We start from the raw sequence: 16,193 nt of genomic DNA, 5'->3' as shown, positions 1-16,193 counted from the left end.
CTGCATTGCCACGGACTGGCAGTGCTTGCAGAGTCGGGGTGACAGGATTTGAACCTGCGACTTCCTGCTCCCAAAGCAGGCGCTCTAGCCAAGCTGAGCTACACCCCGTAAGTGCACAGAACAGTCTACGGTCATACTGTGCCGAATTGCACATTTGACACCGGGGCCCTGCATTAGGTTTAGTTGTATCCGGCTTGAACAGCCGACCGGAAGTTTTGCTGGATTTCCAGCATCACCCCGGGGACGTAGCTTAATGGTAAAGCCTCAGTCTTCCAAACTGATTACGCGGGTTCGATTCCCGTCGTCCCCTCCACCACAGCCGTCAGGCACACAGAGAAAGCCCCTCTCCGGAGGGGCTTTTTTCATGCGCGGCCCGGCGGAATCCGCTCAGGCCTGCTGGCACTGCGGGCACCAGTACAGTTTCCGGGCTCCCAGTTCCGTCAGCACCACAGGGGTGCCGCAGTCGCGGCAGTCCAGTCCGTGCCTGCGGTAGACGAAGTGCGCCTCATCAGGGTCCGGAAGGACGTCCGGCTGCCCGTCCCAGTACCGGGGCGGCGTCGTAATAATCCGGCCGTCCCGGACGCCGTCGGACATCATCGCCACGGTGTCGTCCCAGAGGCGGCGGGCCGCGTCAGGTGACAGCCCGGCCCCGGGAAGCCAGGGATTGAGGCGCTGCCTGAACAGCAGTTCGGCGCGGTAGACGTTCCCGACGCCGGCAATCACCTTTTGGTCCATGAGCAAGGTTGCCAGGGGCGTGCGTCTGCCCGCCAGGGTGGCGGTGAAGGCGTCGCGGTCCCCCGGCAGGTTGCGCAGCGGGTCCGGGCCGAGGCGGGCTAGGACGCCTCCGGCCTCATCCCCGGTGATCGCCTCACAGGTGGTAGCACCGCGCAGGTCCGCCCAGCCGTGCCCGCTCACCAGCCGGACGCGGACGGCGCCCACCGGCGCCGGCGGCCCTGCGTATGCAGACGCGAGTGCAGGGACAGCAGCAGGCGCGGCGTCCGCAGGAAGAGCGACTGCCGGTGCGTCGCCGTCGTCGTACACCTCCCGCTCCCCCACCTTCCGGGGCGCGCCGATGCTGGACGCGCCGCGGAAGGTGTCGTCCCCGCCGAAATCCCACGCGCCATAGAGGCCCAGGTGGACGTGCAAGACCAGGCCGTGGTCGAACTCGAGGAACAGGTGCTTCCCGTGGGCGGTCGCGGTCATCATGACGTGCCCGTCCAACAACGCGGCGCCGGGCGCGAACCGTCCTTGCGGGCTCGAGACGCTCAGCCTCTCCCCCGCGAAAACGTCACCGAACTGGCGTGCCAGCCGGTGGACGGAGTGCCCTTCCGGCACTACTGAACAACCTCGCCGGTGCGCTCGTAGATGGCGATCTTGCCGATCCGGCGGACGTGGCGCTCGTCGTTGCTGAACGGCTCGGCCAGGAAGGCCTCGATGATTGCTGTTGCCTCGTCCACGCTGTGCTGGCGCCCGCCGACGGCAACCACGTTCGCATCGTTGTGTTCGCGGGCGAGCTGCGCCGTGGACAGGTTCCACGCCAGGGCGGCGCGCACGCCTTTGACCTTGTTTGCGGCAATCTGCTCGCCGTTGCCGGAACCGCCCAGGACGATGCCGAGGGCGTGGGTGCCGGCTTCCTGGTCGGCGACGACGGCGAGGGCGGCGTTGATGCAGAACGACGGGTAGTCATCCAGGGCGTCGTAGACCTTGGGTCCGTGATCCACCACCTCGTAGCCCTTGGCGCTGAGGTGGCTGACGAGGTGGGCGCTGAGCTCCATGCCGGCGTGGTCGGTGGCGATGTGCACGCGCGGGAAGTCAGAAAGAGTCACGGCGATTCCGTTCAGTTGCGGCGCCGGGCGGCGGCCGGGGGCGGTTGGGGGCTGTTCCAAGCCTACTAGGCCGGGCCTTTCGGGGCGGCGCCGGACCGCGCCGGGCGCCGCCCTGCACTGTCGTGTTACAGCACTTGTTACAGCACTTGTTACAGCACTGCGCCACATCTTCGTGTCACACGGCGGGTGCATCACCGTTCCGCCGGGCCCTGTCCGCCACCCGGGAAAGCGTACGGGCAATGTTGTCCGCCGAGGCGGCACTTCCGCCGCTCACGGCCAGCCGCCGGCCGTCCAGACGGTCGACGACTACCGCGGGCCCGCTGCTGACCAGCAGCGCCGTGGTGTTGCCGTGGATCCGGTACCCCCACCCTCCGTAGTCGGCAGCCCGGACATCCCGAGGTGTGGCAGCGTCGATGGCCGCGGCCGGAACGTCCATGACCCGGACGAACCCTGCCGCGAAGACCCGCAGCCCGCTGCGGTCAACCCGGATCCGGGCAAACAGGAACGCCGCCGTTACCAGGGCCGCGGCCACCAGGAGCGCAGCCAGCCAGGGCACGGCAAGGGTGAGGAGGGCCGCGGGCAGGAGTGTCGCGATGCCGAGCATGACGAAGATCGAGCTGCGGGCGTGCACCCAGAGGCTGATGCGGTCCCTGGCCAGTTCCGGATCCTGTTCCCGCTCGAGGGCCTGCCGTATGGCGAGGTCGTCGTCGACGGACCAGCGTTCGTCGGCCTTGAAGACAAAGCCCATGACAACCCCCAGGCCCAGGGCCGCGCCGCTTCCGAGGGCCAGGACCGTGGCATCAACGTGGGACTCGCGCGCGTCGGGCAGCCCCATTTGGCCCACGAGCACAGCGGCGAGGACCGTGGTGATGAAGAGGCTCATGGATAGCCCGGCGCCCATCATGATGCGGCGCATCATCGCGGGGCGGGACAGCGGCACGGCCTGAAGCAGCACGGCCCAGCCGACCACCACGATCAGCGCCGCACCGGCGCCAGCGACGGCGGTGAACGGCGCGAAGTCGACGGCACCGGCGTCGGTCCAGCGGACGGCCAGCGGCTCGGGCAGGTCCGGCCGGACCAGCAGCGCACACACCACGAATCCGGCCGCCAGCATGAGGGGGAAACCGATGGCAAAGCGCAACGCCCTGACATCGACTGAGTCCCGAAACTTTCCCATACTCCAACGCTACCCCCGCCTGCACGTGGAGCGATCCGGGCGCGGCGCGAACGCCCGAAACGGAAATTTACGACGGAACTCGCGGCGGAAACCGGCCATCAGGACCGTCGCGGCGGCAGACATTGGGACAAGGATGCCTTGCCATCGGCCGCTGACGTGAAAGAATAATTTCACAGTATCGCCGGCGGCTGCGGCCGGCCGGCAGTATCCGACTCTTTTGGAGGCCCCCTTGCCCGGTATGAACCTGACCCGCGCCGAAGCCCGCGAGCGCGCCGCCCTGATCGACGTCGAGTCCTACGAGGTCAGCCTCGACCTGACGCGTGGCGAGAAAGTCTTCGGGACCACCACGGCCGTGAAGTTCACCGCCAAGCCGGGGTCTTCGACCTTCATCGACGCCGTGACCCACGCGGTGCACAGCGTGAGCCTCAACGGCCGCGAACTGGATCCGGCAGAGGTCTCAGACGGCGTACGGATCCAGCTGCCGGACCTGGAGGCCGAGAACCACCTCCTCGTGGTCGCGGAGGCGCCCTACATGAACACCGGCGAAGGCCTGCACCGCTTTGTGGATCCGGTGGATAACGAGGTCTACCTGTACACGCAGTTCGAGGTCCCGGATTCGCGGCGCATGTTCGCCGTGTTCGAACAGCCCGACCTCAAGGCCAGCTTCACGTTCACCGTCACCGCCCCTTCACACTGGGACGTGGTTTCCAACTCCCCCACCCCGGTGCCGGTGGAGACCATCCCCGGCGAGGACGGTAGCGCCCGCTCCGTCTGGGAATTCACGCCCACGCCCCGGCTCTCCTCATACGTCACGGCACTGATCGCCGGGCCGTACCAGTCGGTCCGCAGCGAGGTCACCTCGGCGGAGGGCCGCGTCACCCCCCTGGGTATCTTCGCCCGCAAGTCACTCATGCAGTACCTGGATGCGGACAACATCTTCGAACTCACCCGGCAGGGCTTTGAGTTCTTCGAGGCGCAGTTCGGCTGCCCGTACCCGTTCGAGAAGTACGACCAGCTCTTCGTACCGGAGTTCAACGCCGGCGCCATGGAAAATGCCGGCGCCGTCACCATCCTGGAAGGCTACGTCTTCCGCGGCAAGGTCGCCGACGCCCAGGTGGAGCGCCGCGCCATCACCGTGCTGCACGAGCTCGCACACATGTGGTTCGGCGACCTCGTCACGATGCGCTGGTGGAACGATCTCTGGCTCAACGAGTCCTTCGCCGAGTACATGTCCCACCTGGCCGCCGTGGAGAACACCGAGTTTGCCCACGCCTGGACCACGTTCGCCTCCATGGAGAAATCCTGGGCCTACCGCCAGGACCAGCTTCCCACCACGCACCCGATCTTCGCCGAGATCAACGACCTCCAGGACGTCGAGGTGAACTTCGACGGCATCACCTACGCCAAGGGCGCCTCGGTGCTGCGCCAGCTCGTCGCCTGGGTGGGCCCGGAGGAATTCATGTCCGGCGTCCGCGAGTACTTCAGCAAGCACGCCTGGCAAAACACCGAGCTCAGCGACCTCATGGCCGAACTCGAGAAGGCAAGCGGCCGCGACCTGGAAAGGTGGGGCCAGCTCTGGCTGGAGACCGCCGGCGTCAACACCCTGACACCGGAAATCACGGCAGGGGCGGACGGCACCATCAGTTCCTTCGCGATCGTGCAGTCGGCGGTCGAGAGCGAGCCGACGTTGCGGCCGCACCGCCTCGCCGTCGGCTTCTATGACCTCAACAGCGCCGGCAAGCTGGAGCGCGTCCACCGTGAGGAGCTCGACGTCGACGGCGAGCGCACCGAGGTTCCCGCCCTGGCCGGGCTTGCCCGGCCGGACCTGATCCTGCTCAACGACGACGACCTCGCCTACGCCAAGGTCCGGCTCGATCCGACGTCCCTCACCACGGCCACGGCTCACCTCAAGGACTTCAGCCAGAGCCTCCCCCGCACCCTGGTGTGGGGCTCGGCCTGGGACGCGGCGCGCGACGGCGAAACCCCGGCCCGCGGCTACGTGGACCTGATCCTGGCCAACATTGCCGAGGAGTCCGATTCCTCCGTGATCCTGGTCCAGCTCCGCCAGCTTGCCACCACGCTGGCCTTCTACGTGGCCGAGGAGCACAAGGAAGCCACCGCCGTGGCCGCGGCCGACACCCTGTGGGACCTGGCCTCGACCGTGCCGGCCGGCTCCGACGCCCAGCTGCAGTTCGTGAAGTCCTACGCCCTGCTGGCCCGCAGCGCCGGGCAGCTGGATACGGTGTCCGGGTTGCTGGACGGCTCCCGCACGCTCGACGGGCTGACCGTTGACCAGGACCTGCGGTGGGAGTTGCTGGCGTGCCTCGTGGCAGGTGGCCGCGCCGGACAGGAGCGGATCGACGAGGAACTCGCGCACGACAACACCTCCAACGGCCAGAACGCGGCAGCTCTGGCGAAGGCGGCCATTCCCACCCCTGAGGCCAAGGCCGAAGCCTGGGAATCGATTGTGGTCAAGGGCGATCTGTCCAACGCCCTGCAGGGCTCGGCCGTGACCGGTTTCACCCGGGTCCTGGACACCTCCCTCTTGGAGCCCTACGCCGAGAAGTACTTCGAGGCCGTCCCGGAGATCGTGGCCAACCGCACCCACGCGCTGGCCCAGCAGATCGTCGTCGGGCTCTACCCGGCCCTGCTCACCACGCAGGCCACTGTGGACCGGACCGATAAGTTCCTGGCCTCGCTGCCGGAAGACAGCTCCGCGCTGCGCCGGATGATGCTGGAAAACCGCGACGGCGTGGTCCGGTCCCTGCGCGCCCGCCAGGCCGACGTCGGCTAGGACGCGTTTTCCCGGAGTCCCGGCGCCGCCCTCCGGCGGTACCGGGACTCCGGCGTTTAAGCGCCACTAAACTGGCGTCATGAGCCTTGACGAACACCGCTACGCGCTGACTGTCCGCTGGACCGGGAACCTCGGGTCCGGGACGTCCTCCTACCGCGGCTATTCACGGGACCACGACGTCGAGATCCCCGGGCTGCCGGTGCTGCGCGGCTCGGCCGATCCGACATTCCATGGTGACCGCCAGCGCTACAACCCCGAGCAGCTCCTCCTGGCGGCGCTCTCGCAATGCCACATGCTCTCTTTCCTGCACGTGGCCGTGAAGCATGGCGTGGTGGTGACCGGCTATGAGGACCGGGCCGAGGGGCTGATGCGGACCAACCGGGACGGCAGCGGCCAATTCGAGTCCGTCACGCTCAAGCCCCGCGTGACGGTGGCGGAACCTGCGGCCCCGGAGCTTCTCGAGGAGCTCCATGCCGAGGCCAACAAGGTTTGCTTCATTGCCCGCAGCGTCAACTTTCCCGTGCTGCACGAGCCCGTGCCCGTGGCGGAACCGGCCTGATCGCCCAAGCGGCGGCAGCTCAGGCGGGCTGCGCCCGGTACGCGGCCAGGAGTGTCCGCTCCGTGTCCGGGCGCAGGCCGGCCTTGCGTTCACGGGTAAGGCCGCGCCGGCGTTCGTCCTCGAGGGTGTCGCGCAGGGTCTGTGTCCAGGGCCGGAGCCGCAGCCCGGCACCCCGGGCGGCGCTGTTGCTGCGGGCCGAGAAGCCGTCATGACCTGGCGGCAGCCACAACGGCAGCGAGTCGGGCCCGGCCCAGTAGTTCACGCCGTGCCCGGCCAGCCATTCCCCCGGGGCCGCCACCGTCCGGGCCTTCCCGCCGGTCAGCTGCCGGCATGCTTCCAGATAGGCGGCAAACAGCACCGGCTCGCCGACGGCGTTCAGGGCCCCGGTGACGTTTGACTCCGCCGCGGCCACGATCCAGGCCGCGAGGTCCCGCACATCGATGATCTGGGTGGAGTCGGCGGGGATGTCAGGGACCAGGACCGGATCGTCGTCCCGGGCGAAGCGGGCGGGCCAATACCCGTACCGGTCCGAGCCGTCCCCGGGTCCGCCGATCAGCCCGGCGCGGCACAGGTGCGACTTGTCCGCTGCCAGCGCACGCGCCCACTGTTCAATCGCGGTTTTCGCTTCGCCGTAGTTTTCCATCGTCAGTGCCGTGCCCGGGGCCAGTGGCGGGAGCACCTGCGCATCTTCGGCCGTGCCGGCAACCGAATGGTCCGCGTAGACCGAGCAGCTGGAGACGACGGTCATGCCCGGAATTGACGGCTTGCCGGGCTATTTCGGCGGAGAGAAAGGCTGTGCCGCCAAGGATGAGGATGCGCATGGGTGCCACGGTACGGCGCTAATGTTGAAGGGGAACAGAGTGTTATGCGGCCGGCGAACGCCGGCCCCATAGCCAACAACTGCAAGGAGCAAACCCTACCGATGTACAGCATGACAGCCGTCGAGCCCATCACCCCGCAGGAAATTTCGGCGATCAACCTGCCGGGCGTCCTCATCAGCATCGGCGTCGGCGTTGCGGTGTGGCTGGTGGCATCCTTTCTGATCTCCGGAATCACCAAGCGTGTCGCCGAGGGCAGCACCTTCTTCAAGAAGCGGCACTTCCGCTGGGTGACTCCGGCCCTGCGGGCACTGGACCACGAACGCCGGGTCCAGCGCGCCAACACGATCGGTGCGCTGCTCAGGAGCGTGGTGGGCGTCCTGGTCGCTGCATTCACCATCATGTATGTGCTCAACAACCTGAACGTAAACATTGCACCGCTGCTGACCAGCGTCGGGATCCTCGGTATCGCCATCGGCTTCGGCGCCCAGCAGCTGATCCGCGACTTCCTGGCCGGCATCTTCATCACGCTCGAGGACCAGTACGGAATCGGCGACATCATCGAGACCTCCGAGGTGGTGGGCGTCGTGGAGTCCATGAACCTGCGGATCACCCGGGTCCGGGCTGACGACGGCGCCATCTGGTACCTGCGCAACGGCGAAATCCTGCGCGTGGGCAACCGTTCGCAGGGCAATTACATCGCACCGACCGCCCCGCCGGCCGACGAGGCCGATGCCACGCCGCAGCAGCAGGCCGGAGAATAGAGAAATGACGATTCCCAGCGCCGGTGAACCCCGGCAGCCCCGCCAGTTGCTGCAGAACGATCCGTTCAGCCAGCCCGGCTACACCGACAACTTCTACGACGCCGTGGGCGGCCACGAAACCTTCGTCAAACTCATCGACGTGTTCTACGACGGCGTCGCGAGCGATCCGCTGCTGCGCCCCATGTACCCGGAAGAAGACCTCGGCCCCGCCAAACGGCGCTTCCTGATGTTCCTGGAACAGTATTGGGGCGGCCCGACGACCTACGGCGAGGAGCGCGGGCACCCCCGTCTGCGGATGCGCCACATGCCCTTCCGCGTGACGCCGGAGGCCAAGGAACGCTGGCTGCACCACATGCGCACCGCGGTGGATGCCCTGGCGCTTCCGCCGCTGTACGAGGGAACGCTGTGGGACTACATGGAGCGGGCAGCCCTCTCCATGGTCAACAGCCCGTCGGAGGCCTAATCCCCGTCGCGTCCGGAAGCAGGATCAGCGCCGCCCGGTGCCCGCGGCCAGCGCGGCGCGCCCGTTGCCGGCGCCGTGCACGAGGAACGCGATGAGCAGGAACGCGGCGAGCACCTGCGCCGTCGTCGTCAGCGCGGCCGGCCACCCGCCGTCGAGCGTCGGGTCGAGGAAGTCGTAGACGTACCAGCCGTCGATCCCGCCGCGCACCCACGAGAAGGCCAGGAAGGCGGTCGGGTAGCTGAGCCACACCAGCGGCCGCCACCATCTGCCGCGCAGTGTCTTCGTGACGAGGATCCAGTCGAGGACGACGAACAACGGAGCCAGGCGATGGTGTGCCAGCTGGGGCCAGTACATGTCCCAACTCCACCACGGTTCACCCGGCGGGGCGACGAGCACCGCGTAGATGATGCCCGTCATCACCAGATAGAAAACAAGTGCGCCGAAAACGTGGTCCCACCACTCCGGAAGCCGCGTCCGCTGCCAGGCGGCGGACGCGATGAGCACTAGCCCGAGGGCGAGGTTCGACTGGACGGTGAATTCCGAATAGAGCTGGAAGACGTCGACGTCGTTGCCGGGCAGCGTCGCGTCGTACGTCCTCCGGACGACGGCAAAGAGTACGAAGATGCCCACCGCGGCTCGGGGCAGGCGGATCCACGTCCGGTCCGGATGCAGCGCATCGTTGAAGCCAAAGTGTCGCCCGATTGGGGGATCCAGCACCGACACACCGCTCATGCGCCCAGTATGGCATGCCGGTCAACGCGGGGACGGCAACGACGGCGATCCGGGATTCCGCCTCCGGCTACCAGAGTCCTAAAGTCCGGAACCCGTCCGGACCAGCACGTGGCCGCGGGTGCCGCTGAGCCGGAACCAGCGCCCGGCCCGGAAGAGCCGCTGGTCGCCGTCGGCGAGGAAGCCCAAGGTGAGCGCGGCGAACGCGGCACCGGCCGGGAGGCCGCCGGCGTCGGGCAGTTCACGGCCCCAGACCGTTGCCCGGGCGTTGTTGACGATCAGCGCACCCGGCTTGTCCGGGATGATCGCGGCGATCTCCCGGATGCCGGCCTCGGCGGCGTCCCGCAGGGCGGTGTCCCGGAGGGTACCGAGCGGTTCCCAGCCGGCACGCGGCGCCCCGATCCCGGCCCACGACTCGCTGACGGTCATCGGCGGCACGGGAAGTTCGACGTCGGTCTCCCCCGCCCGTGCCAAACGGTCCAGTACGGCGGACAGCGGCACGGTCACGTCAGTGTCCGCCGGCTGTGCCAGCGCCATCGTCCGCAAGCCCAGGATGGTGGGCGTGGATTCGCCGAGGAGCCGGGGCCGCAGGACGCAGACGTAGGCGGCCAGGACCGGGCCCGCGGCTTGGAGCCGGATGGCGCCGTCGTCGATGGACCTGGCGCGCGTCGCGAAGGTGCGAAGGTCGGCGAGGTCACGGGGATCGGTGAACTGCAGGGGCTGGGTTAGGACATCAGACACACTACCGACTCTACCGGCTGCGCTTCTTTGGAGCGGCCCGGGCGTCCGTCTAGAGTCAGAGCATGACTGAAGCCGAAGCCGGACTGCGGGGACTTCCCACGCAGGACCCCACCTCCTCGCTCATCGAACTCCTCAACCTCGGCGAGCTTGAGGGCGCACGGACCGACGAGGACATCTTCATGGGTCCCTCCCAGCGGCAGCCGCGGCAGCGCGTCTTCGGTGGCCAGGTGCTGGCGCAGTCCCTCATTGCCGGGAGCCGCACTGTCGATCCGGACCGCAGCGTGCACTCCATGCACGGCTACTTCCTCCGACCGGGCGACGCCAACCAGCCGATCACCTTTGGGGTGCAGCGCCTGCGCGACGGCCGGTCCTTCTCGGCCCGCCGGGTCCACGCCTATCAGGAGGGCATGCCCATCCTGTCGATGATCGCCTCCTTCCAGGCCGAGGACGAAGGCATTGAGCACCAGTCGGAGATGCCGGCCGGCATCCCGGACCCCGAATCGCTGCCCAGCACCGCCGACCTGCTGGGGAAGTTCGACCACCCCGTGGCCCGGCACTGGGCCTATGAGCGGCCCTTCGATATCCGACACGTCGACCCTGCCCTGTACGTTTCGGCCCACGGGCCCAAGGAAGCGCGCAACGCCGTCTGGATGAAGACCTTCGGCCCGATGCCCGACGACGCCGGCCTGCACCGGGCCGCCCTGGCCTATGCGAGCGACTACACCCTGCTGGAGTCGGTTCTCCGCAGGCACGGGATGAGCTGGATTACGCCCGGGATGTCCGTGGCGAGCCTGGACCACGCCATGTGGTGGCACCGCCCGGTCCGGGTGGACGAATGGCTCTTGTACGTCCAGGAGTCCCCCAGCGCCCAGGGTGCGCGGGGCCTGGCCACGGGCAAGATCTTCAGCCGCGACGGCCGGCACGTGGCAACGGTGGCGCAGGAAGGCATGATCCGCGTCCCGAGACCCTAAGATCACACAACACGACGCGGCTTAACGCAGAAGGCGGGCTCCCCCGGGGGGAGCCCGCCTTCTGCGTTGCGGTGCTTAGTCGCGGGTGAGGCGGCGGTGCGTCACACGGTGCGGCTTGGCCGCGTCCGGGCCCAGGCGCTCCACCTTGTTCTCCTCGTAGGATTCGAAGTTGCCCTCGAACCAGTACCACTTGGACGGGTTCTCCTCGTCGCCTTCGTAGGCGAGGATGTGGGTGGCCACCCGGTCCAGGAACCAGCGGTCGTGCGAGACGACGACGGCGCAGCCCGGGAATTCGAGCAGGGCGTTTTCGAGGCTGCTGAGGGTTTCGACATCGAGGTCGTTAGTCGGTTCGTCGAGGAGCAGCAAGTTGCCGCCCTGCTTGAGGGTCAGCGCCAGGTTGAGGCGGTTGCGCTCACCGCCGGAGAGCACCCCGGCCTTCTTCTGCTGGTCGGGGCCCTTGAAGCCGAAGGCGGCAACATAGGCACGGGACGGCATTTCGACATGGCCGACCTGGATGTAGTCAAGGCCGTCGGACACGACCTCCCACAGGGTCTTGTTGGGGTCGATGCCGCCGCGGCTCTGGTCGGCGTAGGAGATCTTGACGGAGTCGCCGATCTTCAGTTCGCCGCCGTCGAGCGGCTCCAGGCCCACGATGGTCTTGAACAGGGTGGACTTGCCGACGCCGTTGGGGCCAATGACGCCGACGATGCCGTTGCGGGGCAGGCTGAAGGACAGTCCGTCGATCAGCGTGCGGTCATCGAAGCCCTTCTGGAGGTCCTTGGCTTCCAGCACAAGTCCGCCGAGGCGCGGTCCCGGCGGGATCTGGATCTCTTCGAAGTCGAGCTTGCGGGTGCGGTCTGCCTCGGCAGCCATTTCCTCGTAGCGGGCCAGACGGGCCTTGGACTTGGTCTGGCGCCCCTTGGCGTTGGACCGGACCCATTCGAGTTCCTCGGTGAGGCGCTTGGCCTGCTTGGCGTCCTTCTTGCCTTGGACTTCCAGGCGGGCACGCTTCTTCTCCAGGTACGTGGAGTAGTTGCCCTCGTACGGGTAGAGGTGGCCGCGGTCCACTTCGGCGATCCATTCGGCCACGTGGTCAAGGAAGTAGCGGTCGTGGGTGACAGCGAGGACGGCGCCGGGGTAGCTGGAGAGGTGCTGCTCCAGCCACAGCACGCTTTCGGCATCGAGGTGGTTGGTGGGCTCGTCGAGCAGCAGCAGGTCCGGCTTCTGCAGCAGGAGCTTGCAGAGGGCGACGCGGCGGCGCTCACCACCGGAGAGCAGGGTGACATCGGCGTCGGCCGGCGGGCAGCGCAGGGCGTCCATGGCCTGTTCCAGCTGCGAATCGATATCCCAGGCGTCGGCGGCGTCGATCGCTTCCTGCAGCTGACCCATTTCCTCGAGGAGGGCGTCGTAGTCAGCATCGGGGCTGGCCATTTCCTCGGAGATCTCGTTGAAGCGCTGGATCTTGCCGTAGATTTCACCGACACCTTCCTGGACGTTGCCCAGGACGGTCTTGTCTTCGTTCAGCGGCGGCTCCTGCAGCAGGATGCCGACCGTGTAGCCGGGGCTGAGCCGGGCCTCGCCGTTGGAGGGAGTGTCCAGGCCTGCCATGATCTTGAGAATGGTGGACTTACCGGCACCATTCGGGCCGACAACGCCAATCTTGGCCCCCGGGAAGAAGGACATGCTTACGTCATCGAGGATGAGTTTTTCGCCGACAGCCTTACGGGCCTTGGTCATTGTGTAGATAAATTCCGCCATGCCTACAAATCTAGTGGCTCGGCCGGGATAACTCACATTCCGGACGCCCCCAATCGGCCCTTTGACGATGCTAGAGGACGCCGGCGGGCATTGGACGGAGCTGCCCGGAATCCCCGCGCCAATCAGGGACGCGGATATCGTCGCTTCCTGGCTCGCCGCCGGCGTCTTGCCGGGATTCAGGCCGCCGCCCCTTTCAGTTCGCCGGTTTCCCGGTCCACTTCCTCTTCTTCACCGGTCGCCTCATCGATATACGTCGCGTCGTCGGGGGCGCCGTCGCTGTGTCCGTCGGAATCACCGGACTCCGTCGGCGCTGAGCCGCCATCCCCGTCCCCGGCACCGGGCGCGCCGGGTGCGCCCGGCCCGGCGGCCGTCTGGGTTCCGGCTCCGGCCGTGCGCGTGAAGTTGGCGGATCCCCACATGAGGTCGTGGCCAACGGACTCGGCGTCGATTTCTGCTGCATGGTAGATCCGGCCGTCTTTTTCCCAACTCCGCATCTTTAGCCTGCCAACGACAATGACCCGCTGGCCCTTTTTGACGCTGCAGCCCAGATTGCCAGCCAATTGCCGGTAGCCCTGGACGGTGAACCAGTTGGTGTTGCCATCCACCCAGGTGCTGGTCGCCCGGTCGAAACGGCGGTCGGTGGCGCCGAGCCGAAAGGACGCCGTGGCCACGCCACCGGGGGTGGTAGAGCTTCTGATCTCCGTGGCCACGAAGCCGCGGACGGTAATGTTGTCACTCATTCTCATGTCCTGTCTCGAGTTGTCGTGCCCTGGCGGGCAGTTCCAGCATCCTGCGCTGGACGGTCGCCGGGGAGGGCCCGGCTGAGCCATGTGGAAAACCTGCCGCCGGCACCCGCACCGGGGAGGTGTTGGGGAGGAGTTGGCGGGCGGCCCGGACTACCGACAAGCCGGGGGCGGGCGTTGACCGTCGGCGGCCGTCCGGCACTGTAAACTTTTTGAGGCGTCCCCGGCAGCAGCCGGCGGCAGCCAACGTGCCCCAGTAGCTCAGGGGATAGAGCAGCGGCCTTCTAATCCGCCGGTCGGGGGTTCGATTCCCTCCTGGGGCACAAGAAGAGCGGCTCTGGGCTGCGGACTTCCGCAGCCCAGAGTCCCATCAGGGACCTGGCCGCCACCGCAAAAACCGCCACCGCGCATCACGGCCGCACTCCCCCGAATCCGGCTGCGGTTCCCCACCCGGCTGCGGTTCCCCACCCGGCTGCGGTTCCCCATCCGGCTGCGCCGGGGCGTCAGATCCACTTGTTGTGTTTGAACGCCAGGTACAGGATCAAGCCCATGACCACCATGAGCCCGAGTGCCATCGGATAACCGAAGAACCAGTCGAGCTCGGGCATGAGCCGGAAGTTCATGCCGTAGATTGACGCGATCAGCGTCGGGGCGAACAGAATCGCAGCCCACGACGAAATCCGCTTGACCTGCTCGTTCTGGGCGAAGCTCGACTCCGTCAGGAGGCGCATTTCATCGTTTTGCCGTTGTGCCACGAGCGCGGCGTTGACTGCCAGCGCATTCTGCAGCAGCGCACGGAACGCTGCCACCCGTTCCCCGAGCCTGAGGGCATGGTCCAGGACATCGCGGAAGTGGTCCTGCAGTTCGGGATCCGGCACCCCGTCCGGTCCGCCCGCCATGAGTGTCTGCAGGATTCCGGCAAGAGGGGCTGTGGCGCGCTGGAACCCGATGACCTGACGGGAGAGCTCATAGATCCTGCGTGACACGCCGGGATCGGCCGCGAACAGATCATCTTCGATTTCATCGATGTCGTTTTCCAGCCCGGCGGCGACCGGCTCGTACTCGTCCACCACCTGGTCCACGATCGCGTACAGCACCGCATCCGGTCCTAGCGCCAGGAAGTCCGGCTCGGACTCCATGCGCCGGCGTACCCGGGCCAGATCCGGCGACTCGGCACGGCGGACGGTGACGACGAAGTCCGGGCCGGCGAAGACATGGATCTCGCCGAACTCGACCTTCTCCACATCATCCAGATACCGGGCCGGCCGAAGAACCAGGAACAAGGTTTCGCCGTAGTGCTCCAGTTTCGCCCGCTGGTGGCCGGCGAGCGCATCCTCCACGGCCAAGTGGCTCAGGTCGAATTCCTCGGCCACCGATCGCAGCTCGTCAGGTTCGGGCCGGTAGAGCCCGATCCACGCCATGCCCTGGCGCTGCCGCAGCAGGAAATACGTCTCCTCGAGATCTTCCGGGTCGGCGGTCCGGCGACCGTCCACATAAACAGCGTTGTCAATGATTGTCACGGCCGCGCCTCCTCTTCAAGGCTTCCCTTGGCTGTGACGTTATACCGTGCCCGCCCCGGTGCCAACAACCCGCCATCAGCCATCAGCACGCTTAGTATTGAGGGGACAGGCAGGGCACCAGGGAACGCCTGTGCTCCCTGCCCGCAACCGAAAGGTACGGCCGCCATGACCCAGACACCCCGCGGATTTGATCCCAACGATTCCTACGACGCCCCGACCACCCAGTACCCGAGGGCCGCTGACCGCGCGTCCGGATCCGCTGAGGAAGGCGCCAACACCGGAATCCAGTCCGGCCCGGACCTTGTTTCCCCGGCTCCGGCTGCCCCGGCCCCGGCCCCGGCGACGGGGATAGAAACGCCCCGGCCAGAGACGCCCGGAACACCGACTCCCGCACCGGAGGCGCGCCAGGTCACCCGTGCGGGAATGGTCTGGGCCGCGGTTGCCTGCGCGCTGGTGGTGCTGATCCTGCTTATCGCCTTCATCCTGCAGAACCAGGAATATGTGCAGGTCAAGTTCTTTGGCCTCACGGGCTCGGTCCCGCTGGGCATTGCACTGTTCATCGCGGCCGTTGGCGGCGGCGTGCTGGTCGCGATCGCCGGAGCCGCCCGCATCATCCAACTGCGCCTGGCCGCGCATCGTCAGCGTGCCGGCCGTCAGTCCGGCGCCGGCGCGCGCACGCGCTGACGCCGGCGGGGGGCTAGCCTGTTTCCATGGGCGGAGCAGAACCCCGGGGTCCGGAAGCCATCACCACCGCGGCGGCGGACTGGCCCGACGTCGAGCGCCTCTTTGGCGGCCGCGGCGAACCGTCGCGTTGCTGGTGCCGGTTCTTCGCCCTCACCGGAACACAGTGGTCCGTGTCCACCCCCGAACAGCGGAAAGTCCAGTTGCGGGACAAGTTCGACGGCGGCGGCCCGGCCCCGGGGGTGCTCGCCTTCCGCGGCGGGAACCCGGTGGGCTGGTGCGCCGTCGAGGCCCGCGGGTGCTATCCCAGGATCGTCCGATCGAAGGTCTTGACGGCGGCGGGGTCTGACATGGCCCGGGATCATGGCGGGAATCAGGTGTGGTCCGTGAGTTGTTTTGTTGTCTCCCCCGGCCAGCGCCGGACCGGCGTGGCGCGGGCGCTGCTCGCGGCCGCCGTCGAGCACGCCTTTGCCCACGGAGCCACGGTGGTGGAGGGCTATCCGGTCGATCCCGCGCAACGGCCCAAGGCCGGTCCGGCAGACCTTTACCACGGCACGCTGGGGCTCTTCCTGGCCGCTGGCTTCGAAGTGGTCAGCGACGCGGTGCCGGGACGCGCCGTCGTCCGCCTCACGGCGCCCTGACAGCTCCG

Annotated in this window: 15 protein-coding genes, 3 tRNA genes and 1 pseudogene; 9 read left to right on the top strand and 10 right to left on the bottom strand. The window is 67.6% G+C overall.

The window, feature by feature from the left end; genetic code table 11:
* Positions 1-33 precede the first annotated feature (33 nt).
* Positions 34-108, bottom strand: a tRNA-Pro gene (locus ACVWZ7_RS19170).
* A gap of 131 nt (positions 109-239) precedes the next feature.
* On the opposite strand from ACVWZ7_RS19170, the gene ACVWZ7_RS19165 reads away from it, so the two are divergent.
* Positions 240-313, top strand: a tRNA-Gly gene (locus ACVWZ7_RS19165).
* Between the two features lie 74 nt (positions 314-387).
* Here ACVWZ7_RS19165 and ACVWZ7_RS19160 read toward each other — a convergent pair.
* The 3 genes from ACVWZ7_RS19160 to ACVWZ7_RS19150 form a co-directional block, all read right to left on the bottom strand.
* Positions 388-1,335, bottom strand: a complete 948-nt coding sequence (locus ACVWZ7_RS19160) for an Fpg/Nei family DNA glycosylase (RefSeq protein ID WP_456508762.1) — start codon at positions 1,333-1,335, stop codon at positions 388-390.
* Positions 1,335-1,826 (bottom strand): ribose-5-phosphate isomerase, encoded by a 492-nt coding sequence (locus tag ACVWZ7_RS19155; protein ID WP_091253711.1) that lies wholly within the window; start codon positions 1,824-1,826, stop codon positions 1,335-1,337. Before ACVWZ7_RS19155 ends, ACVWZ7_RS19160 begins: the two co-directional genes overlap by 1 nt.
* A 175-nt stretch (positions 1,827-2,001) precedes the next feature.
* A complete protein-coding gene (locus ACVWZ7_RS19150) occupies positions 2,002-3,003 on the bottom strand; it encodes a hypothetical protein (RefSeq protein ID WP_456508761.1) in 1,002 nt (333 codons plus the stop codon).
* A 238-nt stretch (positions 3,004-3,241) separates the two neighbouring features.
* Between ACVWZ7_RS19150 and pepN the strand changes: the two genes are divergently transcribed.
* Positions 3,242-5,797, top strand: coding sequence for an aminopeptidase N (gene pepN, locus ACVWZ7_RS19145; protein ID WP_456509153.1), 2,556 nt, complete (start codon positions 3,242-3,244; stop codon positions 5,795-5,797).
* Between the two features lie 79 nt (positions 5,798-5,876).
* Complete coding sequence (locus tag ACVWZ7_RS19140; RefSeq protein ID WP_116768447.1) at positions 5,877-6,356, top strand: OsmC family protein; 480 nt, start codon at positions 5,877-5,879, stop codon at positions 6,354-6,356.
* A gap of 19 nt (positions 6,357-6,375) precedes the next feature.
* Here the strand turns inward: ACVWZ7_RS19140 and ACVWZ7_RS19135 are convergent.
* Positions 6,376-7,177, bottom strand: a pseudogene (locus ACVWZ7_RS19135) (epimerase).
* Between the two features lie 101 nt (positions 7,178-7,278).
* On the opposite strand from ACVWZ7_RS19135, the gene ACVWZ7_RS19130 reads away from it, so the two are divergent.
* Positions 7,279-7,938, top strand: coding sequence for a mechanosensitive ion channel family protein (locus tag ACVWZ7_RS19130; protein ID WP_344366269.1), 660 nt, complete (start codon positions 7,279-7,281; stop codon positions 7,936-7,938).
* Between the two features lie 4 nt (positions 7,939-7,942).
* Positions 7,943-8,401 carry a globin gene (locus ACVWZ7_RS19125; RefSeq protein ID WP_344366272.1) on the top strand — a complete coding sequence of 153 codons (459 nt, stop codon included), beginning with the start codon at positions 7,943-7,945 and terminating at the stop codon, positions 8,399-8,401.
* Positions 8,402-8,425: 24 nt separating this feature from the next.
* Here ACVWZ7_RS19125 and ACVWZ7_RS19120 read toward each other — a convergent pair whose 3' ends face one another.
* Entirely contained in the window at positions 8,426-9,133 is a 708-nt protein-coding gene (locus tag ACVWZ7_RS19120) for a Pr6Pr family membrane protein (RefSeq protein WP_456508760.1), read from the bottom strand.
* A gap of 78 nt (positions 9,134-9,211) precedes the next feature.
* Positions 9,212-9,871 (bottom strand): hypothetical protein, encoded by a 660-nt coding sequence (locus ACVWZ7_RS19115; protein WP_344366279.1) that lies wholly within the window; start codon positions 9,869-9,871, stop codon positions 9,212-9,214.
* Between the two features lie 62 nt (positions 9,872-9,933).
* On the opposite strand from ACVWZ7_RS19115, the gene ACVWZ7_RS19110 reads away from it, so the two are divergent.
* A complete protein-coding gene (locus ACVWZ7_RS19110) occupies positions 9,934-10,842 on the top strand; it encodes an acyl-CoA thioesterase (protein WP_116768453.1) in 909 nt (302 codons plus the stop codon).
* A 75-nt stretch (positions 10,843-10,917) separates the two neighbouring features.
* Here the strand turns inward: ACVWZ7_RS19110 and ettA are convergent, their stop codons facing one another.
* Positions 10,918-12,600, bottom strand: coding sequence for an energy-dependent translational throttle protein EttA (ettA, locus tag ACVWZ7_RS19105; protein WP_091253738.1), 1,683 nt, complete (start codon positions 12,598-12,600; stop codon positions 10,918-10,920).
* Between the two features lie 176 nt (positions 12,601-12,776).
* A complete protein-coding gene (locus ACVWZ7_RS19100; protein WP_456508759.1) occupies positions 12,777-13,340 on the bottom strand; it encodes a single-stranded DNA-binding protein in 564 nt (187 codons plus the stop codon).
* A gap of 253 nt (positions 13,341-13,593) precedes the next feature.
* Here ACVWZ7_RS19100 and ACVWZ7_RS19095 point away from each other — a divergent pair.
* Positions 13,594-13,666 (top strand) — tRNA-Arg (locus ACVWZ7_RS19095).
* A 180-nt stretch (positions 13,667-13,846) separates the two neighbouring features.
* On the opposite strand, the gene ACVWZ7_RS19090 is transcribed toward ACVWZ7_RS19095, so the two are convergent.
* On the bottom strand, positions 13,847-14,863 hold the full coding sequence (locus ACVWZ7_RS19090) for a magnesium and cobalt transport protein CorA (protein WP_344366289.1): 1,017 nt from the start codon (positions 14,861-14,863) through the stop codon (positions 13,847-13,849).
* Between the two features lie 165 nt (positions 14,864-15,028).
* Between ACVWZ7_RS19090 and ACVWZ7_RS19085 the strand changes: the two genes are divergently transcribed.
* Both ACVWZ7_RS19085 and ACVWZ7_RS19080 read left to right on the top strand, forming a co-directional pair.
* Positions 15,029-15,547, top strand: coding sequence for a LapA family protein (locus tag ACVWZ7_RS19085; protein WP_456508758.1), 519 nt, complete (start codon positions 15,029-15,031; stop codon positions 15,545-15,547).
* 26 nt (positions 15,548-15,573) lie between these two features.
* Positions 15,574-16,185 carry a GNAT family N-acetyltransferase gene (locus ACVWZ7_RS19080; RefSeq protein ID WP_456508757.1) on the top strand — a complete coding sequence of 204 codons (612 nt, stop codon included), beginning with the start codon at positions 15,574-15,576 and terminating at the stop codon, positions 16,183-16,185.
* Positions 16,186-16,193 lie beyond the last annotated feature (8 nt).

Source organism: Arthrobacter sp. TE12232, from assembly GCF_054062615.1.
This window is presented reverse-complemented; position numbering and strand designations above follow the sequence as displayed.

What these genes read in the sequence shown, in the direction of transcription:
- ACVWZ7_RS19120 (WP_456508760.1), bottom strand. Translation starts at nt 9,133, where the DNA reads ATGAGCGGTGTGTCGGTGCTGGATCCCCCAATCGGGCGACACTTTGGC.
- ACVWZ7_RS19085 (WP_456508758.1), top strand. Translation starts at nt 15,029, where the DNA reads ATGACCCAGACACCCCGCGGATTTGATCCCAACGATTCCTACGACGCC.
- ettA (WP_091253738.1), bottom strand. Translation starts at nt 12,600, where the DNA reads ATGGCGGAATTTATCTACACAATGACCAAGGCCCGTAAGGCTGTCGGC.
- ACVWZ7_RS19150 (WP_456508761.1), bottom strand. Translation starts at nt 3,003, where the DNA reads ATGGGAAAGTTTCGGGACTCAGTCGATGTCAGGGCGTTGCGCTTTGCC.
- pepN (WP_456509153.1), top strand. Translation starts at nt 3,242, where the DNA reads ATGAACCTGACCCGCGCCGAAGCCCGCGAGCGCGCCGCCCTGATCGAC.
- ACVWZ7_RS19130 (WP_344366269.1), top strand. Translation starts at nt 7,279, where the DNA reads ATGTACAGCATGACAGCCGTCGAGCCCATCACCCCGCAGGAAATTTCG.
- ACVWZ7_RS19140 (WP_116768447.1), top strand. Translation starts at nt 5,877, where the DNA reads ATGAGCCTTGACGAACACCGCTACGCGCTGACTGTCCGCTGGACCGGG.
- ACVWZ7_RS19110 (WP_116768453.1), top strand. Translation starts at nt 9,934, where the DNA reads ATGACTGAAGCCGAAGCCGGACTGCGGGGACTTCCCACGCAGGACCCC.
- ACVWZ7_RS19100 (WP_456508759.1), bottom strand. Translation starts at nt 13,340, where the DNA reads ATGAGTGACAACATTACCGTCCGCGGCTTCGTGGCCACGGAGATCAGA.
- ACVWZ7_RS19125 (WP_344366272.1), top strand. Translation starts at nt 7,943, where the DNA reads ATGACGATTCCCAGCGCCGGTGAACCCCGGCAGCCCCGCCAGTTGCTG.
- ACVWZ7_RS19080 (WP_456508757.1), top strand. Translation starts at nt 15,574, where the DNA reads ATGGGCGGAGCAGAACCCCGGGGTCCGGAAGCCATCACCACCGCGGCG.